A 25,888-nucleotide genomic window follows, 5' to 3' on the forward strand; every position below is an offset into this window, starting at 1 on the left:
AGGATTTGCTGAAATTGCCGAAGATGCAAGCAAAGTGTCGCGCACTTGCCACCATACTGACGAGCACGAAAGCACGCTGGGGAGACCGGCTTGCCAATACGGTATGCTGGCTGAATGCAGGACACTTTTTGCGATGCTCCGGACGGATGTGCAACATGCTGATTCGACAATTCCAGTGGACGGTGCTGGCAATGGCGCTGGCGTTTGGCGCCGCGCTGGCGCAGGCCGGCGTGCGCAGCGACGCGGCCGATCCGGCGCGCCGCTTGGTGACGCTCTACCTCACGACCGAAGCGGCGCCGCCATCGAGCATGCACGACGGCGCAGGGCAAGTGGTTGGCATCTCCACCGACAAGGTGCGCGCCGCCCTCGACCGCGCCGGCCTGGCCTATACCATCGAGCTGCTGCCCTGGAAACGGGCCTACGCCGCCGCGATCGGGCGCCCTGACGCCTGCGTCTATTCCACTACCCGCACGCCCGAGCGTGAGCTCCTGTTCAAATGGGTCGGCCCGATCGACAGCGCGGAATGGGTGCTGATGGCACGCGCCGACCGCCGCTTCTCGCTGCGCACGCTGGACGATGCGCGGCCCTACCGGATCGGCACCTATAACGGCGACGCGCGCGACGACTACCTGCGCAGCCGGGGTTTCCGCGTCGACGCCGCGCCGACCGACCTCACCAACCCGCGCAAGCTCCTGCTCGGCCGGATCGACCTGTGGGCCGCGGCGCTGCGCACGGGCAGCCCCGTCCTCCAGCAGAACAACTGGCACGGAAAAATTGTCCCTGTACTAGTATTCAACCGGCTCGACGTCTTCCTGGCCTGCAACCGCGCGTTGCCGGACGAGCTCATCACGCGCCTGAACGGCATCTTTGCTGCGCTGGAACGGGATGGGACGCTGCGGCGGATCGAGCGGTCTTACGATAACTGGATCGTGAAAACGCCGGGGAAATAAGCGCGTCTCACCCCTGCGCGCGGCACGCGCAGGTGGCACCCGGCGATACCGTGACGGTCCGGACCCTGGACCCGCAAACGAAAACGAAATCGAGCGTCCTCGACTAGCGCACGCCGCCAGTTCGGCCCGCTGTTGTGCTGAGCCTTCGGCAATTGCTCTTTTCTAAGCAGCACATGCTGACTTTCAGATGGCATCATGGAGAACCTGCGTAGGAAAAAGACGCTCGAAATCCGAGGCATTCATCGGTTTTCCAAAGAGGTAACCCTGGTAGCACGTGCAGCCAATCTCGGCGAGAAATGCGCGTTGTTCCTGCGTCTCCACGCCTTCTGCGATGATGCTCAGTCCAAGCGACTGGCTCAACGCGACAATGCTGCGCGCAATCGAGGCATCGTTTGCATTCGACAGGATGTCGCGGACGAAGGAACGGTCGATTTTCAGCTGATCGAGTGGTAACTGCTTCAGGTAGCTGAGCGAAGAATAACCCGTGCCGAAATCATCCAGCGAAAAGCTGACACCGATCGACTTCAGACGCTGCATCTTGTCGATCGTATCGTCGAAATTCTCGATGAGCACCGTTTCGGTCAGTTCCAGTTTCAGTCGCTCAGGCGCGATACCCGTCTCCTGAATAATATCCACGACATGTTGTACGAAGCCGTTTTCCCGGAACTGGCGCGCACTGACATTGACCGCTACGGTAAGGGCGCACATGGCAGGCCGGGAAGCCCAGCGGGCGAGCTGTTCACAGGCCGTACGAAGAACCCAACTGCCGAGTTGCACGATGAGACCTGAAGTTTCGGCAATGGGAATAAAGACGGCGGGTCCTACAAAGCCATGTTTCTCGCTGTCCCAGCGCAGCAGGGCTTCTGCTCCTGTGATCTGGCCGTGCATGTCGACCTGGGGCTGGTAGTGCAGGTGGAAGCCCGACGTCTTGACTGATTCCCGAAGCTCTGCTTCCAGCGCCAGACGGTAGGACACGTCGGACGCCATGCCGGGATCGAAGAAACACATGGTGTTGCGTCCGCCCTTCTTTGCCCCATACATGGCCATGTCGCCGCGCTTCATCATTTCGTCGATATCGATCGTGCGGTCGGTACGAAGAGCCGTGCCAATACTGCAGGTGGTGTGATGCGTTGTCGTCCCGAGCGCGAAAGGTTCGGCAATCGCCGCAATGATTTTCCATCCGATCGCACTGGCGTGTGCTGCAGCATCCTCTTCAGTCTTGCCGATGTTTTCGAGAAGGGTGACGAACTCATCTCCACCAAGACGTGAGACGGTATCGCCGGCGCGCGTGCAGGTTCTGATTCGTTGTCCAACCTGGATCAGCAGCTGGTCCCCGGTCTGGTGCCCGTGCAAATCGTTCAGGTCCTTGAAATTGTCGAGGTCGAGAAAAAGCAGGACGGCCATTTGTCCGCTGCGGTCGTGCAGCGACAGGCAATGCCGCAGGCGGTCCAGCAGCAGGCGGCGGTTCGGCAAGCCGGTCAGGACATCGAAATAGGCGAGCTTGGCGATCTCGTCCTGTGCGGACACCTGCTCGGTAATGTCGCCCTGGGTGCCGACATAATGGGTAATCCGGCCATGCTCATTGCGAACGGCGGTAATGGTCAATCGGGCAGGGTAGATTTCGCCAGTTTTGCGGTGGGTCCAAATCTCGCCGGTCCATTTGCTATCGTGCTCTGCTGTTCTCCACATGACTTCCCTGGCGTCCTGGTCATTTCGGCCAAGCGCGAACCACGGCAAGCTGCACCCAATCAGTTCCGCAGGTGCATAGCCAGTCATCATGCAAAATGCGTCATTGACCCGCTGGATAAGCTTGTCCGGGCCTGCAATGAACATGCCCTCCGCTGACTGGAATACGAAGGCGGCGATGCGGGTCGATTCTTCTGCGGCCCGCCGCGCGGAAATATCGATCGAAATGCCGCACAGCCCGTACACGGTTCCGTCATCGCGGCACAACGGGATCTTGGTACTGAGAACCGTGACCATGTCACCGTTCTGGTCCGGGACGGTCTCTTCCTCAATCACCCGTTCCTGCCCGACTATCGCACGGGTGTCATTCCGGCGCAGCTCCATGGCTACGGGCTGCGGAAACAGGTCAGTGTCCTGCTTGCCAATAATGCTGCTGGTTTGCCGAGCGAAGAGGGCATGCAGCGCCCGGTTTGCATACGCGTAGCGGTAGGAGGCGTCCTTGATATAGATGAGCCCGTCTACGCTGTCGAGTATGGTTGCCAGCTGTTGTTCGCTGTCGCGCAATGCCCCGGTCTTGCGCGCCACTTGCCGTCGCAGCCAGGTCGTCGATGCTACCGCCATGGCCAGCAAGGCGATGACTGATCCTGCGGCCCACCAGACAAAGCGCGGGATTTGCGCGATCACGCTGCGGGTCTGCCAATGGTCGAGAATGTCGAAGTAGACAGAGCCGGGATCCTTTTGCCAGGCGCCGAGCTGCCGGTCGATTGCATTGAGTAAGTCAGGGTTCCGGCCTTTTCCGGTGGCGTAGTAGAGGCGAACTGGTTGGAATATGACTGGCGTTTCGATGATCCCGCGGCTGGGCGCATACAGGGAACCGGCATACTTGCTGGCCACAACGGCATCGGCCTCTCCTCGCTCCACCAGCGTAAAACCGTTTTCGACTGAATCGACCAGCAAGAGATGGGGTTTCACACCAAAGTTCGTGGCGTAGTCAGCAAAGAAACGCTGCTGGATCGATCCGGCCAGGATGGCGATGCGCTTGCCCCCGGTGTCTATCATTGTATTGATCGGGACATCAGGGCGCCGGTATATCTGCGACCAGCTGAAGAGGGCAGGGATGTCGTGAAAATCAAGTACCTGCTTGCGTTCTTCCGACCATGCGACGTCCGGGAGAAGGTCAATCCCACCGCCTGCCAGGGCATTGAGGCACCGCGTCCACTCGCATGAGACGAAGCGCAGTTCCCAGCCTTCTGCCTTTGCAATCGTACGAAGCAGGTTGACCAGGATGCCGTCGGCCTGGCCTTGCCCGTCAAAGTAAATTTTTGGCGCGTTGGCGTAAATGCCGACATTGACGACACGCGGCGTCCCACCAGCGTGCACATGCATGGCGCAGAGCAGCAGGATCGTGGTCAGTGTTCGCAACATCGCAGGCGAGGGCCTTTCGTTACAGTCGGACTGCGGGTACGCCTGGTTCTGGCGTGTCAATACGCATTGAATCTTGACTATCGTATATGAAGGTCGGCGCCTCATGGCGCGCTTGAGCGAATTCGCGTTGTCCGGATCCGACTGCGTGGGCGCCCACTTGCCTCAGCCATACCGGCAACGTATTCTCCAGGACAGTCAATTCTCTGGATTTTCCGCTATGACATCGATTTGGTTGCGCATGACCGTCGCCGCTTGTTGTATCGCTACGCTGCCTGGATGTGGCTCCCTGCGTACCCTGGCGCGCACCGAGCCGGGCGCGGGCGCTCAGGCTGCGGTTGTCTTCGGACGCTGGGTCGACTCCGGCGGGGATGCCGCCGCCGCCACGACCTGGTCGCGCAAGGCTGCCGTGGGAGTAACCGTCCAGGAAATCGAGGAGGCATTCGCCAGCGTTGCAGCGGAAGATAACCTGCGCCCTGTCGGCGAAATGTTCCTGTCGCAGGAACTCGCCATTCGCTCCGGCCAGCCGCAGAAATTCCTGAAGGTGTACTCATACTGTGACCCTCAGGTGGCGCGGGCGATCGTCGACTTCAGCCCGCCAATGTCTGCCTTTCTTCCCTGTCGAATTACCGTGGTAGAGCAGGACGATGGGTTCTGGATCTATGCGATGGATATGGATGTCCTGCTCAAACTCGGCCGGTCGATGCCTCCGGCGCTGCGTGCTTCCGTATCGAGAGTGCGCACCACGATGCTGAAAATGCTTGATCGCGCTGCGGCCGGTGAGTTTTAAGCCAATAGATGAGTATATAGACATCTGTCGGCTGTCATTTATTTACCGTGCATTGCGGCGATGCACCATCGAAATATCTTGCCTCGAAATGGCGGCAGTGGTTACATGCGCATGTACGCATATATTTGATGAATAAATAATGGATCCAGACCTCGACAATGAGGAAATGGCAGAAGTGTTCGAGGAAGTCTCGAACTACTTTTTCCTGCTCTCCGAGCCGACCCGGCTGAAAATCCTGCACGCGCTATGCCACGGAGAACGCCCGGTGGGTACGATCGTCAAGGAGCTGGGTGCCACCCAGGCGAATGTGTCCCGTCAACTGAACATGTTGTACCGCGCCCGCATTCTCGGCCGGCGCAAGGATGGGGCGCAGGTCTATTACCGTATCGAAGATCAGAACACGATCGAGCTGTGCCGCACGGTGTGCACGCAAATGGCGGACAAGGTGAAGAAGTCGCGCCGGATGCATCAGGACGCAATCGAAAACTTCATGAATTAATCAAGCTTGCATGCAGCACGCATGGCTGCATCAATAATTAAATATGCGCATATGCGCATTTGGTTATATGAGCATGTAGAGATTTTATTTGCATTGGGGTGGAAAGCAGGATGGAAAAACCAGCACGCAGATTTGGCCGTGTCATCAAAGCGCCGGAAAACTATGTCGATCGTGCCTTGATCGATGAAATCAATGCAAATGGGCTGAGCGAAGAGCGGCGCGGTTTCTTGCGGCGCAGTTTTCTCGCTGCCAGTGCCGCCATGACGGCTGGCACTGCGCTTGCCCGGAGCGGCAGCGCGCCGGCGGGCGACGGCGACCCGCTTATCCTGACCTTGCCGGAACATTCACGCACGCTGGGCAAGCCGGTCGCCTCGATGCCCTATGGACTTCCCTCTGCATTCGAAGCCAACCTGCAGCGGCGCGAGTCGCCCGGCCTGACCCGGGTGTCCGCTGCCTCCGTGGCATTCACGCCGCTGCAAGGATTATTCGGAATCATCACGCCGTCCGGCCTGCACTTTGAACGTCACCACCAGGGGTGGCACGATATCGACCCATCGAAGCACCGCTTCATGATCAACGGGCTGGTCAAGAATCCCAAGGTCTATACGATGGATGACCTGATGCGCATGCCGTCGGTGTCGCGCATGCATTTCATCGAGTGTGGCGCCAACACCGCCATGGAGTGGGGCAACGTCGCCGTGCCATCGGTGCAGTATTCGCACGGCATGCTCAGTTGCAGCGAATTCACCGGCGTGCCCTTGTCGGTGTTGCTCGAAGACTGCGGATACGACAAGCGCAAGGCACGCGTCGTGCTGGCCGAAGGGGCCGATGGCTCGTCGATGACGCGCACCATCCCGCTCGACCGGGCGCTTGACGACGTGATCGTCGCCTGGGCCATGAATGGCGAGATGCTTCGCCCCGAGAACGGTTATCCGCTGCGGCTGGTCGTGCCGGGCGTGCAGGGCGTTTCCTGGGTGAAATGGCTGCGCCGGATCGAGGTCGGCGACCAGCCCTATGCGACCAAGGACGAAGCGATCCACTACATGGACGCGATGCCCGACGGTAGCTATCGCCAGTACACGTCGATCCAGGAGTGCAAGTCGGTCATTACCACGCCGTCGGCCGGCCAGCGCCTGGTCGATACCGGGTTCTACAACATTACTGGCCTGGCCTGGTCCGGGCGCGGCAAGGTCAAGCGGGTCGATGTCTCCGTCGACGGCGGCCGCAACTGGCGCACGGCGCGCCTGGAGACGCCGGTCCTGAGCAAGTGCCTGACGCGTTTCAATATTGACTGGGATTGGAACGGCGCGCCCGCGGTGCTGCAATCGCGCGCGATCGATGACACCGGTTACGTGCAGCCGAAAATTAATGAGCTGCGCGCGGTGCGAGGCACCCGCTCGATTTATCACAACAATGCAATCCAGTCCTGGCAGGTGGCGCAATCGGGGGAGGTATCGAATGTCCAGGTTTATTAAGTTTGGCGCCGGCGTGCTCCTGGCCGCCGCTGCCGCCGCTGCGCTGGCCGGGCCCCTGACCAATCTGGGACGCGCCGCCACGCCGAACGAAGTAAAGGCATGGGATATCGACGTGCGGCCCGATTTCAAGGGACTGCCAAAGGGATCGGGCAGCGTATCCGCAGGCCAGGCCGTATGGGAGAGCAAATGCGCATCCTGTCACGGTACCTTCGGCGAGTCGAACGAAGTCTTCACGCCGTTGGTCGGAGGCACCACGCCCGAGGACATCAGGACTGGCCGCGTGGCAGCGCTGGTGAACGGACGCCAGCCGCAAAAGACGACCCTGATGAAAGTGGCCACCGTCTCGACCTTATGGGACTACATCAATCGTGCCATGCCCTGGACGGCGCCGAAGTCGCTGACCACCGACGAGGTGTACGCCGTCACCGCCTACCTTCTCAACATGGGCGAGATCGTGCCTGATGACTTCGTGCTATCGGACAGCGCCATCGCCCAGGCCCAGCAGCGCATGCCGAACCGCAACGGTATGGCGACCAAGCACGGCATGTGGGACGTCAAGGGCAAACCAGACGTGCGCAGCGTGGCATGCATGAAGGACTGCAAGGTGGATCCGGCGCCGCGCTCGACCTTGCCGGAAGCAGCGCGCAATGCCCATGGCAACCTGGCCTTGCAGACGCGTGGCTTTGGCGCAACCCGTGGTGTCGACACCACCGTTCCCGCGCCGTCAGTGCGTGACGCGAAACCGGCAGCCGGTGCGCCTGCCGCCAAGGCAGCAGCCCCGGCCCCGGCGGCGCAGGCCAGTGTTCCCACCGCCCTGTTGCAGGCAAATGCCTGCATGGCCTGCCATGGCGTCGACAACAAGGTCATGGGCCCGGCCTTCGTGGCGGTGCGGGCCAAGTACAAGGACGATCCTGGCGCGGCAGCGTATCTGGCCGGCAGCATCAGGAACGGCAGCGCGGGAAAATGGGGCGCGATCCCGATGCCGGCGCAGGCGCATGTGAAAGACGAGGACCTGAAGGTCCTGGTGGGATGGATCCTGGCTCCGCAGTAGGCCGGGGCAGCGATGGTGCAAGCGATAACAAGTTTAACTAGGAAAATGGAGCACAAATGAAACAAGTTGTATTCGGAATCGCCCTGGCGGCGGCATGCATGGGAGCCATGGCTGCCGACCACCAGGTCAAGATGCTCAACAGCGGCAAGGACGGCGCCATGGTGTTCGAACCGGGCTTCCTGCAAGTCGCCAAAGGCGACACGGTCAAGTTCGTCAAGGCTGACATGTCGCACAACAGCGCGTCGGTCATCACTCCTCCAGGCGCAGCTGCCTGGAAGGGCAAGCCGGACGAAGAAATCTCGGTCAAGCTCGACCAGGAAGGTGTCTACGTCTACGTATGCGAGCCGCACAAGATGATGGCCATGGCGGGTGTCATCCAGGTGGGCAAGGCAAGCAACCTGGCCGATGCGAAGAAAGGCGCGGACGCGCTGTCGAAATCGTTCGTGATGAACAAGGACCGCCTCACCGGTTACATGGGGCAGGTGAAGTAAGCATGCCTGCCGTTTAAGCGGCGGCATTTTCAACGTTTGGAGGATGGTATGAATCAACAGCGGCGCAACGTCATGCGCATTACCTCGGTGCTGGGCGCTGCCTTTGCAGCCGGATTGCTCAAGCCGGAGCAAGTCTTCGCGGCAGAATGGAGTCAGAAGGTGTTCGATGCCAAGAGCCTGGAAGCCGCCGTCAAGGAGCTTGGCGGCGACAAGTTCGCAGTCAGTGCCGACGTGTCGATCACCGGCCCGGACATCGCCGAAAACGGCGCCGTGGTGCCGGTATCGATCGCAAGCAAGGTGCCGAATACGGATTTCATGGCCATCCTGGTCGAGAAGAATCCGAGCGCCATGTCGGCAAGCTTCACGATTCCGGCCGGGACCGAACCGTCCGTCACAACCCGCGTCAAGATGGGCGCCACCTCCAACGTGCATGCCCTGGTGCGCGCCGACGGGAAGTGGCTCGTGGCCAGCAAGGAAATCAAGGTCACCCTGGGCGGCTGTGGCGGCTGAACTCCCAAGAGAATATCAAATAAGGAAAGATCATGGCAGACCCAATGCGTATCCGCGCCAGCCTGGCTGGCGACACGGTTGAAGTAAAAGTCCTGATGCGGCACGACATGGAAACCGGGCAGCGCAAGGACCCCAGCGGTAAAGTCGTCCCTGCCCACTACATCAAGACGCTGGTGGCCAAAGTGAAGGACAAGGTCGTGCTCGACGCGAACTTCGGTCCATCCGTATCGAAAGACCCTTTCCTGTCCTTTAAATTCAAGGGCGCAGCCAAAGGCGACAAGGTCAGCGTCACCTGGGTCGACAGCGCCGGCGACACGCGCACCGACGAAGGCGTCATCAGCTGAGCATCAAGGCCGCTTCCTGCCGGGAGCGGTCGCATGCGCGGCAACAGACCGCGCAGTCCAACAACAAGGAGACAGGCATGAGCAACATGCGTTTCGGTGTGACCGCTTTGATCGGCTTGACGCTGCAGGGCGCGTGCGCGGTGGCGCTGGCACAGGCATCGGCAACCGACGAGATCGCGAAATACCGCCAGATGCTGGCCGACGGTAATCCTGCCGAGCTGTGGGAAATGCGCGGCGAGGAATTGTGGAAGAAAAAAGCGGGACCGAAGAACGTCACGCTGGAGCAATGCGACCTCGGCAAGGGCCCAGGCGTGCTCAAGGGCGCGTACGCGGCGCTGCCGCGCTACTTCAAGGATGTCAACAAGGTCATGGACCTCGAGCAGCGCCTGCTGCATTGCCGCATGACGCTGCAGGGCCTGAGCCTGGCGGACGCCACCAAAGTTCCGTTTGGAGCGGCGGGCAAGCAGTCCGACATCGAGGCCCTGGTTGCGTATATCACTTCCGAGTCGCGTGGCACCACGATGGCAGTGTCGACCAGCCATCCGTTGGAGAAGCGCGCCTACGAGGCAGGCAAGCAGCTGTTCTTCTACCGGGGCGGCGCGCATGATTTCGCCTGCGCCACCTGCCATTCGACCACCGGGCAGCGCATCCGCCTGCAAGAGCTGCCGAATATCCTCAATACCGTCAATGCACAGGCGGCCTACACCACCTGGCCCGCTTACCGCGTCTCGCAGGGCGAAGTGCGCACCATGCAGCACCGGCTCAACGATTGCTTCCGCCAGCAGCGCTTCCCCGAGCCCCTGTACGCATCCGATGCCATCACTGCGATCACGATGTTCCTGGCGAAAAACGCGAACGGCGGCGTGTATGCCGGTCCGGCACTGAAACGATAGGAGAGAGCGATGACACCACTTGCAAGAAAGCTGATTGTCGTGCTGGGCGCGGCCGCCGTGGCCGGTTGCGCCACCGTCGCCGCCGACACCGACTACCGTCAAGTCGCACTCGACCTGTTGAAGCAGGACTTCCGTTCCAAGGGGCCGGCGACGCTCGAACGCGTCATTGCCCAGGACGAGGCCCAGCAGTTGTGCAGCCAGTATCCGCAGGAGCGGCCTGCCGAGGTCGCTGCACGCATCGAGGCGGCGCAAATGAAGAACATCCGCCTGCCGGCCGACGGCAAGTATATGGGCAGCTGGCAGGAAGGCGAGAAGATCGCGCAGAACGGCCGCGGCATGCAATCGTCGGATCAGGTGGGTAGCGCCAACGGCGGCAATTGCTACGCCTGCCACCAGATCACGAAGAAGGAAATCTCATTCGGCAATATCGGCCCCAGCCTTTACCAGTACGGCAAAATCCGCGGCAACAGCGACGAGATGCTGAAGTACACCTGGGGCAAGATCTATAACGCGCAAGCCTACACGGCCTGCTCGAACATGCCGCGTTTTGGCCATAACGGGATCCTGACGGAAGCGCAGATCAAGGATGTGATGGCCTTGCTGCTCGATCCCGCATCGCCAGCAAACCAGTAAAGGCCAGGTGCGGGCCGGCAGGTCCGCATCCAGCGCAGTCGTACAACAGAGGACATAGCATGGGAATGAATCGGCGCGAATTCGCGCAGTTGCTCGGGATTGCCGCCGCCGGCGGCATGTTGCTTAATTCGAAGGCCGCTCTGGCGGCGCCGTCGCCCGGCGCCCTGTATGATTTGCCGCGCTTTGGCAACGTGCACTTGCTTCACTTTACCGATTGCCATGCGCAACTGATGCCGGTGTATTTCCGCGAGCCGAGCGTGAACATCGGCCTTGGCGCTGCCGCCGGCCGCATGCCGCACCTGGTCGGCGATGCATTGCTCAAGGCGGTCGGCATCCCGGCGAACACGCCGCAGGCGCATGCCTTCACGTCGCTCGACTTCGAGCAGGCGGCCCGGACCTATGGCAAGGTGGGCGGATTTGCGCACCTTGCCACCCTGGTCAAGAAAATGAAGGCCGGGCGGCCAGGCGCGCTGCTGCTCGACGGCGGCGACACGTGGCAGGGGTCGGGTACCGCGCTCTGGACCAAAGGCCAGGACATGGTCGATGCCGGCTTGCTGCTGGGAGTGGACGTCATGACCGCCCATTGGGAAATGACCCTGGGCGATAAACGGGTGCAGGAAATCGTTGGCAAGGATTTCAAGGGCAAGGTCGATTTCGTCGCCCAGAACATCAAGACCAACGACTTCGGCGACCCGGTGTTCGCCCCCTACGTCATCAAGGAAATGAATGGGGTGCCGGTGGCGATCATCGGCCAGGCCTTCCCCTACACCCCCATTGCCAATCCGCGCTACATGATTCCCGACTGGAGCTTCGGCATCCAGGAAGAAAACATGCAAAAAATGGTGGACGAAGCGCGCGCCAAAGGCGCGAAGGTCGTCGTCGTACTGTCGCACAACGGCATGGACGTGGACCTGAAGATGGCCTCGCGCGTGCGCGGCATCGACGCCATCCTGGGCGGGCATACGCACGACGGCGTCCCGGTGCCGGTAACGGTTGCCAATGGCGGCGGAAAAACCCTGGTCACCAATGCAGGCAGCAACGGCAAATTCCTCGGTGTGCTGGACTTTGATGTGCGCGGCGGGCAGGTCCATGGCTTCCAGTATCGCCTGTTGCCCGTCTTCGCCAACTTCCTGCCGCCCGACCGCGACATGGCGGCCCTGGTCAGCAAGGTACGCGCGCCCTACGAAGCGAAGCTGAACGAGAAGCTGGCCGTGACCGAGGGTACGCTCTACCGGCGCGGCAATTTCAACGGCACCTTCGACCAGCTGATTGTCGACGCGCTCATCGCCGTCAAGGGTGCGGACCTGGCGTTTTCTCCCGGCTTCCGCTGGGGCACCTCGCTGCTGCCGGATAGTCCGATCCTGATGGAACACTTGATGGACCAGACGGCGACGACTTATTCGCATACCACCCTGACGGCAATGAGCGGCGCGACCATCAAGACGGTGCTCGAGGACGTGGCGGACAACTTGTTCAACCCCGATCCCTACTACCAGCAAGGCGGCGACATGGTGCGCGTGGGCGGCATGACCTATGCCATCGATCCGGCGGCGCCGATGGGATCGCGCATCAGCGACATGCGCCTGCACGGCAAATTGCTCGATGCCGGCAAGTCGTACAAGGTCGCAGGCTGGGCCCCGGTCGCCGAAGGTGCATCGGGCGAGCCGGTATGGGACGTCGTGGCGCAGTGGCTGCGCACGGAAAAAGTCGTCAAGCCGCGCAAGCTGAATACGCCGCGCCTGATCGGCATGAAGGGCAATCCGGGCATCCTGGCCTGACAGTCCAAAAGGAAATGCAATGCGAAGAATGAGCTCGAAGGCCGCGCTGGCGGCGACGGTGCTTGCGCTGCTGGCCTTGAAACCGGCGCTCGCAGTGGAAGCGAGCGCCGTTGCGCCGAACAAGCAGACAGTGGCGGGCCGCTACCTCGATGCGCGCGAAGCCTACCGGATGAAGCAGGAACTGGGACCGCGCGCCTACTTCATCGATGTGCGTACGCGCTACGAAGTCGCCTATGTCGGCCTGCCAACCGTGGTCGATGCGAATATCCCTTATGTGGAACATCCCGAGGATGCACCCTGGGACGACAAGGCAGGGCGCTTCAAGCTCGACGTCAACAGTGATTTCGGACCGGAGGTTGCGCGCCGCCTGAAAGCAGCGGGACTGGGCAAGGATGCGCCGGTCCTGTTGATCTGCCGCTCGGGCGACCGCAGCGCACGCGCAGCCAACCTGTTGAGCCAGCTCGGCTATACCGCCGTCTACACGGTTGTCGACGGCTTCGAGGGCGACGCCATCGCTTCCGGCGACAAGCAGGGCCAGCGTCTCCTGAACGGCTGGAAGAACGCCGGGCTGCCATGGTCTTATAACCTGGGCAAGGCGCGTGCCTATTTCCCTCAATATTAGGCCACGAAAGCCCTCGCTGCGGCCACTGCGCATTGTTGCGCTGGCAGCGGCCGTACTGACGGGAGACACGGGCGCGGCGACGCCCAGGGCAGGCTTGCCTGCTGCTTCGCAACTCGGCCGGGACGGTCGTAACGCGCTGCAACGTGGCGTGCCGATTGTCATCCTGTTCTCGCTGCCCGGCTGCCCGTATTGCGAAACGGTGCGCCGCAATTACCTGCTTCCGCTGGCGCGTGAGGGGGCGAGTCGGCAGCGGCCGCTGGTGCGTGAGGCGGACCTGTCATCGATGGCGCCACTGCGCGGGTTCGGGAAGGAGTCCAGTAGCGGCAAGGCGCTGGCGGCCAACTACAAGATTCGCGTGGCGCCCACTGTCGTCGTCGTCGACGGGCGTGGCACTTTGCTGGCGCCGCCGCTCGAGGGCGGCGACGTCTCCGGCATGTATGGCGCCTACCTCGACAATATGCTCGCCGCCGCGCGCGGCACGCTCGCCCACACTCCCGCGCAGTCACCGAAAAGGATCGAACAATGAAGGCACTTTCATGCGCGCTCGCCCTGGCGGCACTCCAGGCCAGCCAGGCCATGGCACAGACCGCCTCGCCGCAAGCGGCAACCTATACGATTACCCTGATGAGCCCCGAGCTCGCCCTGCAGGCGGCGCAGGCCGCCATGCATGCCTGCCGCCAGGCCGGTTATCAGGTATCGGTCGCCGTGGTCGACCGCACCGGACAGGCCCAGGTGTTGCTGCGCGACCGCCTGGCGGGCATCCACACGGCGGACGCGGCGGCCGACAAGGCGTGGACGGCGGCCAGCTTCAAGACCGGCACGACGGCGCTGGCGAAGGCGACCATGAGCGGCACGGAAGCTGCCGGCATCCGCCACATCCCGCGTGCGCTCGCCGTTGGGGGAGGCCTGCCGATCGAAGCGAACGGTTCGCTGCTGGGCGCCATCGGCATCTCGGGCGCGCCGAGCGGCGCCGCCGACGACGCCTGCGCGCGCAGCGGCCTGGCGGCGATTGCCGACGACCTGAATTTCTGACGGGACAAGAACATGCAATTCATCCGAACCATCACGGCATGCGTGGCAAACAGGTGCAGGCTGTGGATGCTGGCCCTGCTGGCGGGGACCGCGCTAACGGCGGGCGCGGCGCCGGCTCCCGTACTCAAGCCGGTCAAGATCAGCGCACACGCTTATGTATTCCAGGGCAAGGCCGGCATGGCGGACAACGCCAACGCCGGTTTCATGTCGAACGCCGGGTTCGTCGTTACCCGCGACGGCGTCGTTGTCTTCGATGCCCTCGGTACGCCGGCGCTCGGCGAGGCGATGGTGCGTGCCATTCGCGGCGTCACCCGCCAGCCGATCCGGCGCGTCATCGTCAGCCACTACCATGCGGACCATTTTTACGGCTTGCAGGCGTTCAAGGCCGCCGGAGCGGAAATCTGGGCGCACGAGCAGGGCCGCGCCTATCTCGCTTCCGACGTTGCCGCGCTGCGTCTCGCGCAGCGCAAGGAATCGCTCAAGCCCTGGGTCGACAGGCACACGCGCCTGCTGCCGGCGGACCGCTGGCTCAGCTTCCCCGACGGCAAGCCGATGGCCTTCGAGATGGGTGGTCTGCACTTCCGCGTCATCGACAGCAGCGGCGCCCATGCGCCCGACGACATCATGCTGGCGGTGGACGAGGACCGCCTGCTGTTCGCGGGCGACCTGTTCTTCACCGGCCGCCTGCCTTTCGTGGGCGATGCCGACAGCCGAGTATGGCTGGGTGCGCTCGACCGCATGCTGGCCTTGTCCCCGGCGGTCGTGGTGCCGGGCCATGGCGACGTGTCGCGCGACCCGCGCCGGGATCTCGAGCTGACCCGGTCCTACCTGACTTTCCTGCGCAAGGTAATGGGCGAAGCCGTTGCCGAGCTGTCGTCGTTCGACGAGGCGTATGCCAGAGTCGACTGGAGCCCGTATGCAGGTTACCCTGCATTTGCGCAGGCGAATCGCTTGAACGCCTACGGCACCTTCCTGCTCATGGAGCGGGAAAGCCTGCAACAGAAGTAAACCTGCCATTCGTCTGCATGTCCACCCCGAGGAGACTTTATGAAACTGTTCCGTGCAATCGCAACCGTGCTGTGCCTGGCGTTCGCCGCCAGCGCCGTTGCCAACGCTGCCCCACGCGAAGAGAAAGTTGTTTATCACATCAACGATTCGAGCAACGCGATGATGGCGCTCGGGAACATTCGCAATCACCTGAATGCCAGCCCGAAGGCCAGTATCGTCGTGGTCACGCATGGCCCCGGCATCGACTTCCTGCTCGAGGATGCCAAGGACAAGAACGGCAATCCCTACGATGCGGTGGTGCAGGAGCTGTCGAACCGGAACGTCAAGTTCCGGGTCTGCAATAACACGCTGGAGGCGCGCAAGATCGACCGCAAGCGCATCCTGCCGGAAGCGACGGTGGTGCCCTCCGGCGTGGCGGAAGTGGCGCGCCTCCAGTTCCAGGAAGGCTATGCTTACCTGAAGCCCTGAACACGACGGCCCGGCTGATGAATCACGTAGCCGGGTTCAGTCGCGGATGGGTTTCTTCGCCCCAGTGATGCAGTACCAGGCCGGACAGCGCCATGGCGATCGCAACGAACCAGAAAGCGCTCTCGATCCGGCCACCGAGCATGGCGGCCCCTCCCAGGCCGAGTGCGCCAATGCCATAGCCCAGGTCGCGCCAGAAGCGGTAGATGCCGATCGCGGATGCACGCCAGTCAGGATGAGCGATATCTGCCACCGCTGCGCTCAGGTTGGGATACAGCATGGCCATGCCAAGGCCGGTGACAGCGGCGGCCAATCCCCACCAGATCGAGCCGGACCCCAGCGGCAGCAAGGCGACGCCTGCTGCACACAGCCACATACCCAGCACATTGAGGCGATGACGGCCGATGTGGTCGTAAAGCCGGCCTGTAAACAGTTGAGCCACACCCCAGGTGAAGCCATACATGCCGGTGATCCAGCCGACCTGGGGAAGGCTGGTACCGTGCTGGTGCAGGTAAACCGGCCAGAATATCCAGACCAGCGCATCGACGAACTTCTCGACCAGCCCGGCCTGGCAAATGGCGGCGAGGCGCCGGTCGCGCCAACTCATCAGGATGAACATCTCACGGGTCGACGGGCTTGCGCTGACGCCGGACGGGTAGCGCGGGCGCGGTGCATTGAGCGCATCCGCAGGCTGAGTCTTCAGCTCGGCGTGTGCCCATGGAAGGGTCTCCCGTACTGCAAGCAGGACGAACATTGTCGCCGCGCCGATGACAATGGCGCCGAACCATAGCAAGCCGGAGCGCGCGCCCAGCATCGACGCGAGGTAGCCGGTCAGCACGCCCGCGGATGCGACGCCAAAGTATCCGGAAAATTCGTTCAGGCCGATGACCAGTCCACGCTGGTCTGCTCGGGTGATATCGAGTTTTGCAGTCTGGGTCATCGACCATGTCAACCCTTGGTTAATACCCAGCAGGACAGTCGCCAACACGATCCAGTTCCACGATGGCGCGAAATAGATGAGCAATGGTATTGGCACGGCTGCCAGCCATCCCATCAGCAACACCAGGCGGCGGCCGAGGCGTTCTGCCAGGCGGCCGGCAACGAAATTCATCGTTCCCTTGACGAAGCCGAATGCGACAACGAAAGCTGCCAGCAGCATGAATGAACCGCGTGGCACGCCGAACTCGCTCTCGGCCAGGGCTGGCACGACGGTCCGCATCATGCCAAGCGTCATGCCGACCAGCAGTACCTGAAGCAAGTGCTGGAGTACCTGCGCCAGGTTCGCCCGAATGCCGAAGCGTAAGGCAGTCATCCCTGCGGGCTGGCGCTCATCTGCTGGCAATAGCGGACGAGGTTGTCCGGCAGGTCCAAGGGGCATACGCCGCACTGGCGGTTGCCCGGCACGGCGTGGTCGATGAAAGTAGGGTAGGGCAAATTCAGGTTGGCCATGATTTCGCGGAATTCTTCCAGCGTCTTGCCTTTACCCAGCCGTGGATTGCGCAGCTTTTCCTGTGCAATCGACGTGACGAAGCGTTCCTTGTAATCGTGGGCGGGGTAGACGAGGGTTTCGTCCGGCAATGCAAACAGCTTTTCGGTAACGCTTCGGTACAGCGTATCGGCATCGCCGTTCTGGAAGTCGGTGCGTCCGCAGCCCTCGATCAGAAGGGCGTCGCCGGTGAACACGCGCTCGCCCAGCAGGTAGGCAAAATGCCCATCCGTGTGCCCGGGGGTATGCAGCGGCTGGATGAGGAGGCCGGCCATCCCGAACGGCTTGCCTTCCTCGATACCGACATCGGCACAGGCAAGGCGGTCGAAGGCCGGCGCCGCGATCTTGCTGCCAGTCCGGCGTTTGAGTTCGAGCGCGGCAGTGATGTGGTCGGCATGGATATGGGTGTCGAGCGTGTATGCAAGACGCAAGCCCAGGCCGTGAAGCACGGCGAGGTCCCGGTCCATGCTCGAGATGACGGGATCGATCAGGATCGCCTGTCGAGTCTGTTCATCGCCGAGCAGGTAGGTATACGTGCTGGAGACAGGCTCGAAGAGTTGGCGGAAAATCATGGCGTTACCTCCTGCATGGGTTGATTGGTGTCAGGCGCCGTGCGGCAGGCCCAGATTCTGGTTTGCCGGCACGGCGACATCGATCAGCTTCGGCTTGGGCAAATTCAGTTCGCTCATCAGCTTGCCGAAATCTTCACGGCTGCGGTTGGCCAGGCGGGCGTTGTGCCGCTTTTCCCAGCCGATCGTCGAGACTGCCTGGCCCTTGTAGTCGTGCCCCGGCCACATGCGCGTGTCGTCCGGCAGCGAAAACAATTTGGCGGTCACGCTGTCGTAGAGGGCATCGCTGCTGCCGCTCTGGAAGTCGGTGCGGCCGCAGCCGTCGATCAGCAGCGTATCGCCGGTGAAGGCATTGCCGCGCCAGACATAGCTCATGCTGCCGGCCGTATGGCCGGGCGTATGCAGCACCTTGATTTCCTCGCCATCGCCGAAGCGGATGACGTCGCCGTCGTTCAATTGCAGTTCGGCGGGAGCGATGCCGCAGCCGCTTGGCACCGCCGCCTGCGCGCCGGTCAGTTCGCGCAGCTTGCCGGCGGACGTGACGTGGTCGGCATGCGCGTGCGTTTCCAGGACATAGACCAACCGCAGCCCGAGGCGCTCCAGGTGACGCAGGTCGCGCTCCCAGTGATGGTCTACGGGATCGATGATGACGGCCTGGTTCGACCCCGGCGCCGTCAGGATATAGGTGAAGGTCGATGATTCGGTATCGAACAGCTGGATGGGATTCAGGTTCATCTTGGTTTCCTCGATCAATGGTAACGAAACTTGTTTACGACATTGCCTTGACGATCATCGCGATGGCGACGATCGCTGAGACGATTGCAAAACCCTTCTGTAACTGCGGTCCGGCAAGACGGGATGCGAGCGAGCGGCCGCCGAGCATTCCTGCAAGCGCGCCTGCCGAGAAAGGCAGCGCGAGCGCCCAGTCCAGACGGCCGCTCGCAGCGGTGGTGGCGACACCCATCAGCGAAATCAGGGCGATGACGGCCAGCGAGGTCGCTACGGCCGACTTCATCGGCAGGTCCGTGTAGCGCTGCAATGCGGGCACCATGACAAAGCCCCCGCCCACGCCGAGCAGCCCGGAGAGCAGGCCGGCGAGACCGCCCGACAGGGACATGGCCAGTGCGCAGGGGCGGGTCCAGATGAAGCGCCCGCTACCCACGTCGCGTTTGCACACCACTTTGGCGGCCGTGGCGATGGGGCCATTACCCGATGCCTGCCTGAACGTTTTGAGGGCGACATACAACAGCACCAGCGCGAACAGAACGGCCAGCCAGCGGCTGTCGACTTGCCGCGCTGCCCACAGGCCCGCCGGCGACAGGACCATGCCGGTGGCCGCGATCAGCACGGCGGCGCGGTAGCGCACGATCCCGGCACGCAAGCCCAGTACCGCCCCCAGCGCAGCAGCCATGCCGACCGCCATGAGTCCGACCGGTCCGGCCTCGGCAACGCTGACGCCGGTGCCGAAAATCAGCAGCGGGACGGCCAGGATGCCGCCACCCGCCCCGGTCAGGGCGAGGATCACCCCCACCACCAGGCCCAGTCCGACGCTGGTCAGCATGCCAGCCTCCCGTTCGGCGTGTCCATGTTCAGGCCTTGCCCTGCGCGCGTGTGGCCGAGACGCGTTCCAGCACTTCGAACAGCGCCATCCCGGCCAGCATCGCCAGCGTGAAGAGCAGCGGCTTGTCGCCGCCCGTCGCGAGCGACGCGAGGGCAGGGCCCGGGCAATACCCGGCCAGTCCCCACCCGGCGCCAAAGGCGAGCGAACCGAGTACAAGGCGGCGGTCGATGACAGTCGCCGTCGGCAGGCGCATGGGCGCGCCCAGCAGGGAACGTTGACGTTTGCGCGCCACGCCGAATGCGAAAACGCCCACCAGGATCGCACCGCCCATCACGAAGCCGAGCGACGGATTCCAGTTGCCTGCCAGGTCGAGAAAGCCGATCACTTTGGCGGGATCGGTCATGCCGGATACGATCAGGCCGATGCCGAACAGCAGGCCGACCAGTAAAGCCATGAAGATTTGCATGTCGATTCCCTCAGTTGAAGACGTGGCGAACGAGATAGACCGTGACGAAGCCGGCGAACATGAACGCCGCCGTGGCGACCAGCGAACGGGGCGACATGCGTGAAATCCCGCAGACGCCATGGCCGCTGGTACAGCCGGCGCCGTAGCGGGTGCCGAGACCCACCAGCAGGCCGGCGGCCACCAGCGTGCCGGCGCCGGCATCGACGGTGACTTCAGGCAGCGCCGCGAACAGGCCGTACACGACGGGGGCTGCAAGCAGGCCGGCCAGGAAGGCCACGCGCCAGCCGGCGTCACCGCGCTCTACGCGCAGCAAGCCGCCTAGAATGCCGCTGATGCCGGCGATCCTGCCGTTGAAGAGGACAAAGGCGGCGGCGGCCAGTCCAATCAGTACACCGCCGGCAAGTGCCGCCTGCGGCGTGAAGTTAACCCAGTCAATCGTCATGTCGTTTCTCCTTTGCCTGGCTGGCAGAACAATTCATAAAGGACCTGCATGATCGCCGTCGCCTCGCGGCTGTCGATCTTGTAAAAAATCTGCTTGCCCTCGCGCCGGGTGCTGACGAGACCTTCCTCGCGCAGCACCCCAAGCTGCTGGGACAGGGTCGGCTGCTGGATTTGCAGCAGCGTTTCGAGTTCGCTGACGCAGAACTCGCCTTGCGTCAGCTGGCACAGCAAGAGCAGCCGGTCGGGATTGCCCAGCGTTTTCAGCAGGCCGCAGGCTTGGCTCGCGGCCGATTGCATCGCCTGGAGATCCAGTTTCTGTACATCGCTCATCTTGAATCCTTCTTGTGTTTCGTTATTCCTGAAGATATTATATTCACTTACGATATATCTTTCAATAGATTGTTGACGAATTCCACCACAGGGAGATCACATGAGCATCCGTTACCTCGATAAAGATTTCGCAATTACCTCGCAAGTTGGGCCTGACGCCTTGCCAGGGCTGCGCGACGCAGGTCTGGCGACCATCATTTGCAACCGGCCCGACGGCGAGGCCGCCGACCAGCCGTCGTTCGCCGTAGTGGCGGAGCAGGCGGCCCAGTGCGGCGTAGAGGCGCATTACCTGCCGGTTGTTCCAGGAAAAATCACCCCGCGCGACGTCGAGGCCTTTGCTGCGCTGATTGCCGCGGCGCCGAAGCCGGTGCTGGCCTACTGCCGCACCGGCCTGCGGGCCGAAACCTTGTGGCAGCTTTCCGAGGGGCTGCGGCAGCAAGGGCAAGGGAACGCAACGCGCACGTGAACGCGCACGTTAATGCGCAGTTAATCCGGGAACGAGAAGCTAGGCCAGCGCAGGTTCGGCGTGCAGGACTAAACCTTAACGAAAGGAATGCAATATGTTTTTTCAACGGGTAAAAACGAAGGGGCTGGGCCACAATGCCTATGTGCTCGGGTGCGGCGACGGGCTTGCGGTCGTCGTCGATCCGCGGCGCGACGTGGCAGAGTATCTGCAACTCGCCCGCGACAATGAGCTGCGCATCGCGTATTGCATTGAAACCCATCGCCAGGAGGATTTCGAGTTCGGCTCCGCGACCCTGGCCGAAGTGACCGGTGCGAAGATTCTGGCAGGTAAGCACCCCCTTTTCGGGCGCGTCGATGTGGCGCTTGACGATGGCAAGGAATTCAAGGTGGGTACAACCCGCTTCGTTGCGCTGGCCACGCCGGGGCACACTCCCGAGAGCATGTCCTATGCGGTCTACCCCGAAGACACCGGCGACCAATGCTGGGCCGTCTTCACCGGGGATACGCTCTTTGTTGGCGATAGTGGCCGGACCGATTTGTCGGACCCGAATTTGACGGCGGAAAATGCAGGCGTCCTCTACGATTCGGTCCACCGGAAGCTGGCGCCGCTCGGCGACCAGGCGTTCATCCTGCCAGCGCATGGGTCGGGATCTGCATGCGGAGGCAATATCTCCGAGCGCGACGAGTCGACGCTCGGTATCGAACGTGCGACAAACCCGGTTTTCAAGAAAAGCCGCGAAGAATTCATGAAGCAGAAGGCCGGAGAAAACCTGCCCAGGCCGCCGTACTTTGCTCACATGGAGGTCGTCAATCTGAAAGCCGGGCGGCCGCTGCCTCCCTCCCTTGGGGATCATGTGCTTGCGCCTGACGCCTTCCGCGAGCGCATCCAGGGCGCGATCGTGATCGATACGCGGCCGCCCGAAGCCTTCGCAGGGGCGCATATCCCGGGCTCCTACAACGTGTGGCTGGAAGGGCTGTCCAGCTTTGGCGGATGGATCGCAAAAGATCAGGCCAGCATCTTCATCGTGGTGGAACAGCCCGGGAAGGCGCCTGCGGCAATCGCACAGCTTGCCCGCATCGGCATCGACAGCGTCGAAGGCGTGCTTGTCAACGGGGTCGAGACATGGCGCGAAAAGGGACTTCCCATCGAAACGCTCGGTACGACCAGCGCCACCGAAGCCGCACGCTGGCGTGAGGAAGGAGGGCTGTTCATCCTCGACGTGCGCGACGACATGGAGTGGGAAGAAAAGCATATTCCGGGCGCGCACCATACCTTCGTCGGGCATCTCGAAGAAAACCTGCCGGCGATTCCAAAGGACCGGCGAATCGTTGCCCACTGCAGCGTGGGGAACCGCTCCGGGCTGGCGGTGAGTATTCTCCGGCGCAATGGGTTCACGAATGTGTACAACATGCTCGGCGGCATAACGGCATGGGAGAAGCTTGGTCTGCCCTTGGAGAAGAATCAGGCCAAATAAGCGAGCCGATGGACCCGCGCGCGACGGCATATACGCCGGCCCGCGCGGAAAGGGGCTCCGTGTGGCCATGGTGCAACGCCATGCGTTAGGACGGTTTCCTTAACGTTGCGTTAACCGGGGCGATGTAGCATCGCGCCTCGAAGAACAATCATTGCTTGAATTCAATTGGCCGGTTGCCAGCGTGAGATTGGGCGTGAGGCCGGCGGGGCCGCATGAGCAGGTAACTTGCTCAACCAGTGAACTTCGCCGGCTTTCCTCAAGCGAATGAAAAAATCATCCTGCGCAGGCGTCCAGACGCGCAGCGCTCCCATCAAATACTGATTCCATGCCAAAAACCATTGGTCTTCTGCTGGCGTTAAGCTTTACCGCTTCCCTTTGTGCGCTCGGTTTTCTTATCTGGGCCATCGCCCGGCGCCAGTTCTCGTTGTCGCAGCGAGACGCGAACACGATCTTCGAACCGGGCGAGACCGGCGCGCCTGACGACCCAACTGCGTTCGGGCGTCCTGCGCTCGGTACGGACGCCCACCGGTTCGACGCGATGCGCGAGCGGATCGACATTGCCGGACGGCGCACCGTGATGCTGATGGTGGCGGTGGCCGCATTCTGGCTGGTGCTCGGTTCCGTGTTCGGCGTGATCGCCTCCCTGAAACTGCACCTGCCCGACTGGTTGTCCGCCCATGCGCCATTGACCTTCGGCCGCATGCGCACCATGCACCTGAACCTGGTTGCCTACGGTTGGCTGTCCGTGGCCGGCATCGCCTCGGCGCTGTGGATCGTGCCGCGCATTTTTCATACGCCGCTGCGTCATCCGGGGGTGGCGATGTTCGGAGCGATGGTCTGGACCCTCGGCGTCGGCATGGGCGTGACCGCGATTGCGCTGGGCCATACCCAAGGCGTGGAATGGCTGGAAATTCCATGGCAGATCGGCCTGCTGCTGGCTGTCGGCGGCGCCTGTCTCGCGTTTCCCCTGGTGATGACGGCGCGCCACCGCAAGTCGCATCACATCTATGTCTCCGGCTGGTATTTCCTGGGTGGACTGGTATGGTTTCCGGTCCTGTATGTGATCGCCAATCTCCCGGGCCTGCACGCCGGCGTGCAGCAGGCAACGGTGAACTGGTGGTATGCGCACAATGTCCTGGGCTTGTGGCTGACGCCGCTCGGCGTCGGGACCGCGTATTACCTGATCCCGAAGATCGTCGGCCAGCCGGTCTATTCATACAGCCTGTCGCTGCTCGGTTTCTGGGGACTGGCCCTGTTCTACAGCCAGGTCGGCATTCACCACCTGATCGGCGCACCGGTGCCGACCTGGCTGGTGACGATGTCGATCGTGCACAGCGTCATGATGTTCATCCCGGTGATCGCGGTCGCGGTCAACCAGCACACCACGGTGGCCCGCAACGCCTGGGCGCTGAAGGAGTCGGTGGCGCTGCGCTTCGTTGCGCTCGGCGCGCTGATGTACACGCTGTCGTCGTTCCAGGGTTCGATCGAGGCGCTGCGCGCGGTCAATTCGGTCACCCACTTCACGCACTACACCGTCGGCCACGCCCACTTGGGCGCCTATGGCTTCACGACGATGGTGCTGTTCGGCGCGATCTACTACATGCTGCCTTACCTGACCGGGCGCGACTGGCCGTGGCCGCGCCTGCTCAAACTGCACTTCTGGCTGGTTGTCGGCGGCTTTGCGCTGTACTTCTTCGCCGTGTCGCTGGGCGGCTGGATCCAGGGCGTCGGCCTGCTGGACGTCGGGCGCTCGTTTGAAGCGATCACCAGGGCAACCATCCCCTACCTGCAGGCGCGCTCGGTCGGCGGCACCCTCATGACCGCCGGGCACTTTGTATTCGCATTCCATATCGCCGCGCTCCTGCTGGGCAAGGGCAAGCCACGCTTGTCGCTTGCCGACCAGGCGCCGGCGGCCGTCAACGCGGGAGCATGATGATGAACCGGCTTATTCCTATCTTTGTCGGCGCGATCGCCATCCTGGCCTTCGCCACCCTGATGCTGGTGATTATTCCCGGCGCCCAGATCCGCGATCAGGCGCCGGCACCCGGCCTCGTCGATTACTCGCCGCAGCAGCTGGCCGGGCGCCAGCAATACATCAACCAGGGCTGCGTGTACTGCCACAGCCAGCAGCCGCGCGCCGCCGGCCAGACCCTGGCCGACATGGCCAAGGGCTGGGGTCCGGCACCGACCGCCGCCGATTTCGCATTCGATCGCCCGCACCAGCTCGGCACCATGCGTACCGGCCCCGACCTGCTCAACGTCGGCGCGCGCCTGCCGAGCAGGGACTGGCACCTGACCCACCTCTACCAGCCGCGGGCGATTTTCGACTGGAGCATCATGCCTTCCTACTCCTACCTGTTCGAGCGCAAGAAGGTGGCGGAACCCGGCGATGTGGTCGTCAAGCTGCCGCCCGCTTACCAGCCCGAGGGCGAGGTTGTCGTGGCGACGAAAGAGGCACTCGACCTGGTCGCCTACCTCCAGGGCCTGAACCGTACTTACCAGGGTGGCCCCGCCGGCGACCGTATTCGTGACGAAGGCTATGCGCTGTCCAGGAAGGAGCAACAATGAAGAAAACCGATCCACAAAGCCGTCCGCTCAAGGCGCCGGTCGACGAAGCGTTCGATCCCTGGGAACAGGTGCGGCCGGTTCCCCTGTTCGTGTTGGCAGTGGTCTTCGCACTGGCATTCTGGGGCTTGCTCACCTATATCTCCGAATACCGTGCGCAGCGGCGCGGCCTCGAGCAGAAGGCGGAAACGAACTTGCTGGCCCCGGTGCAGGCCGTACCCCCTGCTGCTGCCGGTTCGCTGTCGGGTACGCCCGGCGTGGCCGATGGCGATGCAGCCACGCTACAGCTGGTCGCGCTGGGCAAGGGGCAGGCATGGAGCTGCGCCTCGTGCCACGGCGAAGCGGGGCAGGGCAACCTGAATACGCCGCGTCTTGCCGGTCAGCCGGCCGAGTACCTGCACAAGCAGCTGCAGGACTTCAAGACAGGAGCGCGCCATAACGAGTCGATGCAAGTCGTCGCCCGCGCGCTGTCCGAGGAGGACATGGCAAAGCTGGCCAGCTATTACGCCGGCATCGAGCTGAGCACGACGCTGGCGCCGACGCTCGGCGGCGACCTGGCGCGCGGACGCATGATTGCCGAAAAGGGCGACTGGAAGACGAACGTCCCGGCCTGCTTTTCCTGCCACGGCATGAGCGGCGAGGGCGTGGCGCCCGGCTTTCCGGCGCTGGCCGGGCAGAAGCCGGACTACATCTTCGCGCAGCTGACCGCCTGGCATCAGGGCGAGCGCAAGAATTCGCCGCAGGCACTCATGGATGGCATTGCACAGCGCATGAGTTTCGAGGACATGCGCTCGGTCGCCGACTACCTGGGCTCGATGCCATCGCGCGCCGCGGCGCCGTCCGTGCAGGCAGCGGCGACGCCGCCGACACCCCAACTCTGA

The 25,888-nt window shown here is 62.7% G+C and carries 29 protein-coding genes; 21 read left to right on the forward strand and 8 right to left on the reverse strand.

What is annotated here, in order from left to right; all coding sequences use genetic code 11:
* Positions 1-155: 155 nt before the first annotated feature.
* Positions 156-950, forward strand: a complete 795-nt coding sequence (locus NMB41_RS02430; RefSeq protein WP_494380896.1) for a substrate-binding periplasmic protein — start codon at positions 156-158, stop codon at positions 948-950.
* A 183-nt stretch (positions 951-1,133) separates the two neighbouring features.
* On the opposite strand, the gene NMB41_RS02435 is transcribed toward NMB41_RS02430, so the two are convergent.
* Positions 1,134-4,061, reverse strand: a complete 2,928-nt coding sequence (locus NMB41_RS02435; RefSeq protein ID WP_494380897.1) for an EAL domain-containing protein — start codon at positions 4,059-4,061, stop codon at positions 1,134-1,136.
* A gap of 217 nt (positions 4,062-4,278) precedes the next feature.
* Between NMB41_RS02435 and NMB41_RS02440 the strand changes: the two genes are divergently transcribed.
* The 15 genes from NMB41_RS02440 (at position 4,279) to NMB41_RS02510 (ending at position 15,652) form a co-directional block, all read left to right on the forward strand.
* The gene (locus NMB41_RS02440) at positions 4,279-4,848 is read left to right on the forward strand and encodes a DUF302 domain-containing protein (RefSeq protein WP_494380898.1); all 570 of its coding nucleotides are present in this window, start codon (positions 4,279-4,281) and stop codon (positions 4,846-4,848) included.
* A gap of 139 nt (positions 4,849-4,987) precedes the next feature.
* A complete protein-coding gene (locus tag NMB41_RS02445) occupies positions 4,988-5,347 on the forward strand; it encodes an ArsR/SmtB family transcription factor (protein ID WP_494380899.1) in 360 nt (119 codons plus the stop codon).
* 110 nt (positions 5,348-5,457) lie between these two features.
* On the forward strand, positions 5,458-6,822 hold the full coding sequence (gene soxC / locus NMB41_RS02450; RefSeq protein ID WP_494380900.1) for a sulfite dehydrogenase: 1,365 nt from the start codon (positions 5,458-5,460) through the stop codon (positions 6,820-6,822).
* Positions 6,806-7,873 (forward strand): c-type cytochrome, encoded by a 1,068-nt coding sequence (locus tag NMB41_RS02455; RefSeq protein WP_494380901.1) that lies wholly within the window; start codon positions 6,806-6,808, stop codon positions 7,871-7,873. Before soxC ends, NMB41_RS02455 begins: the two co-directional genes overlap by 17 nt.
* A gap of 56 nt (positions 7,874-7,929) precedes the next feature.
* On the forward strand, positions 7,930-8,364 hold the full coding sequence (locus NMB41_RS02460; RefSeq protein ID WP_494380902.1) for a pseudoazurin: 435 nt from the start codon (positions 7,930-7,932) through the stop codon (positions 8,362-8,364).
* Between the two features lie 48 nt (positions 8,365-8,412).
* Positions 8,413-8,874 carry a thiosulfate oxidation carrier protein SoxY gene (soxY, locus tag NMB41_RS02465; protein WP_494380903.1) on the forward strand — a complete coding sequence of 154 codons (462 nt, stop codon included), beginning with the start codon at positions 8,413-8,415 and terminating at the stop codon, positions 8,872-8,874.
* A 32-nt stretch (positions 8,875-8,906) separates the two neighbouring features.
* Complete coding sequence (gene soxZ, locus NMB41_RS02470; RefSeq protein WP_494380904.1) at positions 8,907-9,218, forward strand: thiosulfate oxidation carrier complex protein SoxZ; 312 nt, start codon at positions 8,907-8,909, stop codon at positions 9,216-9,218.
* 86 nt (positions 9,219-9,304) lie between these two features.
* On the forward strand, positions 9,305-10,111 hold the full coding sequence (gene soxA, locus NMB41_RS02475; protein WP_494382925.1) for a sulfur oxidation c-type cytochrome SoxA: 807 nt from the start codon (positions 9,305-9,307) through the stop codon (positions 10,109-10,111).
* A gap of 9 nt (positions 10,112-10,120) precedes the next feature.
* Positions 10,121-10,744, forward strand: coding sequence for a sulfur oxidation c-type cytochrome SoxX (soxX, locus tag NMB41_RS02480; protein WP_494380905.1), 624 nt, complete (start codon positions 10,121-10,123; stop codon positions 10,742-10,744).
* A 65-nt stretch (positions 10,745-10,809) separates the two neighbouring features.
* A complete protein-coding gene (soxB, locus tag NMB41_RS02485; RefSeq protein WP_494382926.1) occupies positions 10,810-12,522 on the forward strand; it encodes a thiosulfohydrolase SoxB in 1,713 nt (570 codons plus the stop codon).
* Positions 12,523-12,550: 28 nt separating this feature from the next.
* The gene (locus NMB41_RS02490; RefSeq protein WP_494380906.1) at positions 12,551-13,144 is read left to right on the forward strand and encodes a rhodanese-like domain-containing protein; all 594 of its coding nucleotides are present in this window, start codon (positions 12,551-12,553) and stop codon (positions 13,142-13,144) included.
* On the forward strand, positions 13,122-13,670 hold the full coding sequence (locus NMB41_RS02495; RefSeq protein WP_494380907.1) for a thioredoxin fold domain-containing protein: 549 nt from the start codon (positions 13,122-13,124) through the stop codon (positions 13,668-13,670). The genes NMB41_RS02490 and NMB41_RS02495 overlap by 23 nt, the downstream gene beginning before the upstream one ends.
* A complete protein-coding gene (locus NMB41_RS02500) occupies positions 13,667-14,176 on the forward strand; it encodes a GlcG/HbpS family heme-binding protein (RefSeq protein ID WP_494380908.1) in 510 nt (169 codons plus the stop codon). The genes NMB41_RS02495 and NMB41_RS02500 overlap by 4 nt, the downstream gene beginning before the upstream one ends.
* A gap of 12 nt (positions 14,177-14,188) precedes the next feature.
* Positions 14,189-15,184: an MBL fold metallo-hydrolase gene (locus NMB41_RS02505; RefSeq protein WP_494380909.1), complete on the forward strand. Its 996-nt coding sequence runs from the start codon at positions 14,189-14,191 to the stop codon at positions 15,182-15,184.
* Between the two features lie 39 nt (positions 15,185-15,223).
* Entirely contained in the window at positions 15,224-15,652 is a 429-nt protein-coding gene (locus NMB41_RS02510; RefSeq protein ID WP_494380910.1) for a DsrE family protein, read from the forward strand.
* 22 nt (positions 15,653-15,674) lie between these two features.
* Here NMB41_RS02510 and NMB41_RS02515 read toward each other — a convergent pair whose 3' ends face one another.
* From NMB41_RS02515 to NMB41_RS02545, 7 genes are read right to left on the reverse strand one after another with little or no spacing between them, the layout of a single operon-like run.
* Complete coding sequence (locus tag NMB41_RS02515) at positions 15,675-16,961, reverse strand: MFS transporter (RefSeq protein ID WP_494380911.1); 1,287 nt, start codon at positions 16,959-16,961, stop codon at positions 15,675-15,677.
* A complete protein-coding gene (locus NMB41_RS02520) occupies positions 16,958-17,707 on the reverse strand; it encodes an MBL fold metallo-hydrolase (RefSeq protein ID WP_494380912.1) in 750 nt (249 codons plus the stop codon). Before NMB41_RS02520 ends, NMB41_RS02515 begins: the two co-directional genes overlap by 4 nt.
* A gap of 30 nt (positions 17,708-17,737) precedes the next feature.
* Positions 17,738-18,439, reverse strand: a complete 702-nt coding sequence (locus NMB41_RS02525) for an MBL fold metallo-hydrolase (protein WP_494380913.1) — start codon at positions 18,437-18,439, stop codon at positions 17,738-17,740.
* A 34-nt stretch (positions 18,440-18,473) separates the two neighbouring features.
* The gene (locus NMB41_RS02530; RefSeq protein ID WP_494380914.1) at positions 18,474-19,265 is read right to left on the reverse strand and encodes a sulfite exporter TauE/SafE family protein; all 792 of its coding nucleotides are present in this window, start codon (positions 19,263-19,265) and stop codon (positions 18,474-18,476) included.
* A gap of 28 nt (positions 19,266-19,293) precedes the next feature.
* Entirely contained in the window at positions 19,294-19,731 is a 438-nt protein-coding gene (locus NMB41_RS02535; RefSeq protein ID WP_494380915.1) for a YeeE/YedE family protein, read from the reverse strand.
* Between the two features lie 10 nt (positions 19,732-19,741).
* Positions 19,742-20,173 (reverse strand): YeeE/YedE family protein, encoded by a 432-nt coding sequence (locus NMB41_RS02540; protein WP_494380916.1) that lies wholly within the window; start codon positions 20,171-20,173, stop codon positions 19,742-19,744.
* Entirely contained in the window at positions 20,170-20,502 is a 333-nt protein-coding gene (locus NMB41_RS02545) for a metalloregulator ArsR/SmtB family transcription factor (RefSeq protein WP_494380917.1), read from the reverse strand. The genes NMB41_RS02540 and NMB41_RS02545 overlap by 4 nt, the downstream gene beginning before the upstream one ends.
* Before the next feature lie 100 nt (positions 20,503-20,602).
* Here NMB41_RS02545 and NMB41_RS02550 point away from each other — a divergent pair, with 100 nt between their 5' ends.
* From NMB41_RS02550 to NMB41_RS02570, 5 genes are all read left to right on the forward strand, one after another.
* Complete coding sequence (locus tag NMB41_RS02550; protein WP_494380918.1) at positions 20,603-20,968, forward strand: protein tyrosine phosphatase family protein; 366 nt, start codon at positions 20,603-20,605, stop codon at positions 20,966-20,968.
* Positions 20,969-21,062: 94 nt separating this feature from the next.
* Complete coding sequence (locus NMB41_RS02555; protein ID WP_494380919.1) at positions 21,063-22,442, forward strand: MBL fold metallo-hydrolase; 1,380 nt, start codon at positions 21,063-21,065, stop codon at positions 22,440-22,442.
* A gap of 325 nt (positions 22,443-22,767) precedes the next feature.
* Positions 22,768-24,375 carry a cbb3-type cytochrome c oxidase subunit I gene (locus tag NMB41_RS02560; RefSeq protein WP_494380920.1) on the forward strand — a complete coding sequence of 536 codons (1,608 nt, stop codon included), beginning with the start codon at positions 22,768-22,770 and terminating at the stop codon, positions 24,373-24,375.
* Positions 24,376-24,377: 2 nt separating this feature from the next.
* A complete protein-coding gene (locus tag NMB41_RS02565) occupies positions 24,378-25,010 on the forward strand; it encodes a cbb3-type cytochrome c oxidase subunit II (protein WP_494380921.1) in 633 nt (210 codons plus the stop codon).
* Complete coding sequence (locus tag NMB41_RS02570) at positions 25,007-25,888, forward strand: c-type cytochrome (RefSeq protein WP_494380922.1); 882 nt, start codon at positions 25,007-25,009, stop codon at positions 25,886-25,888. The genes NMB41_RS02565 and NMB41_RS02570 overlap by 4 nt, the downstream gene beginning before the upstream one ends.

It is taken from the genome of Massilia sp. FBCC-B171 (assembly GCF_059134155.1).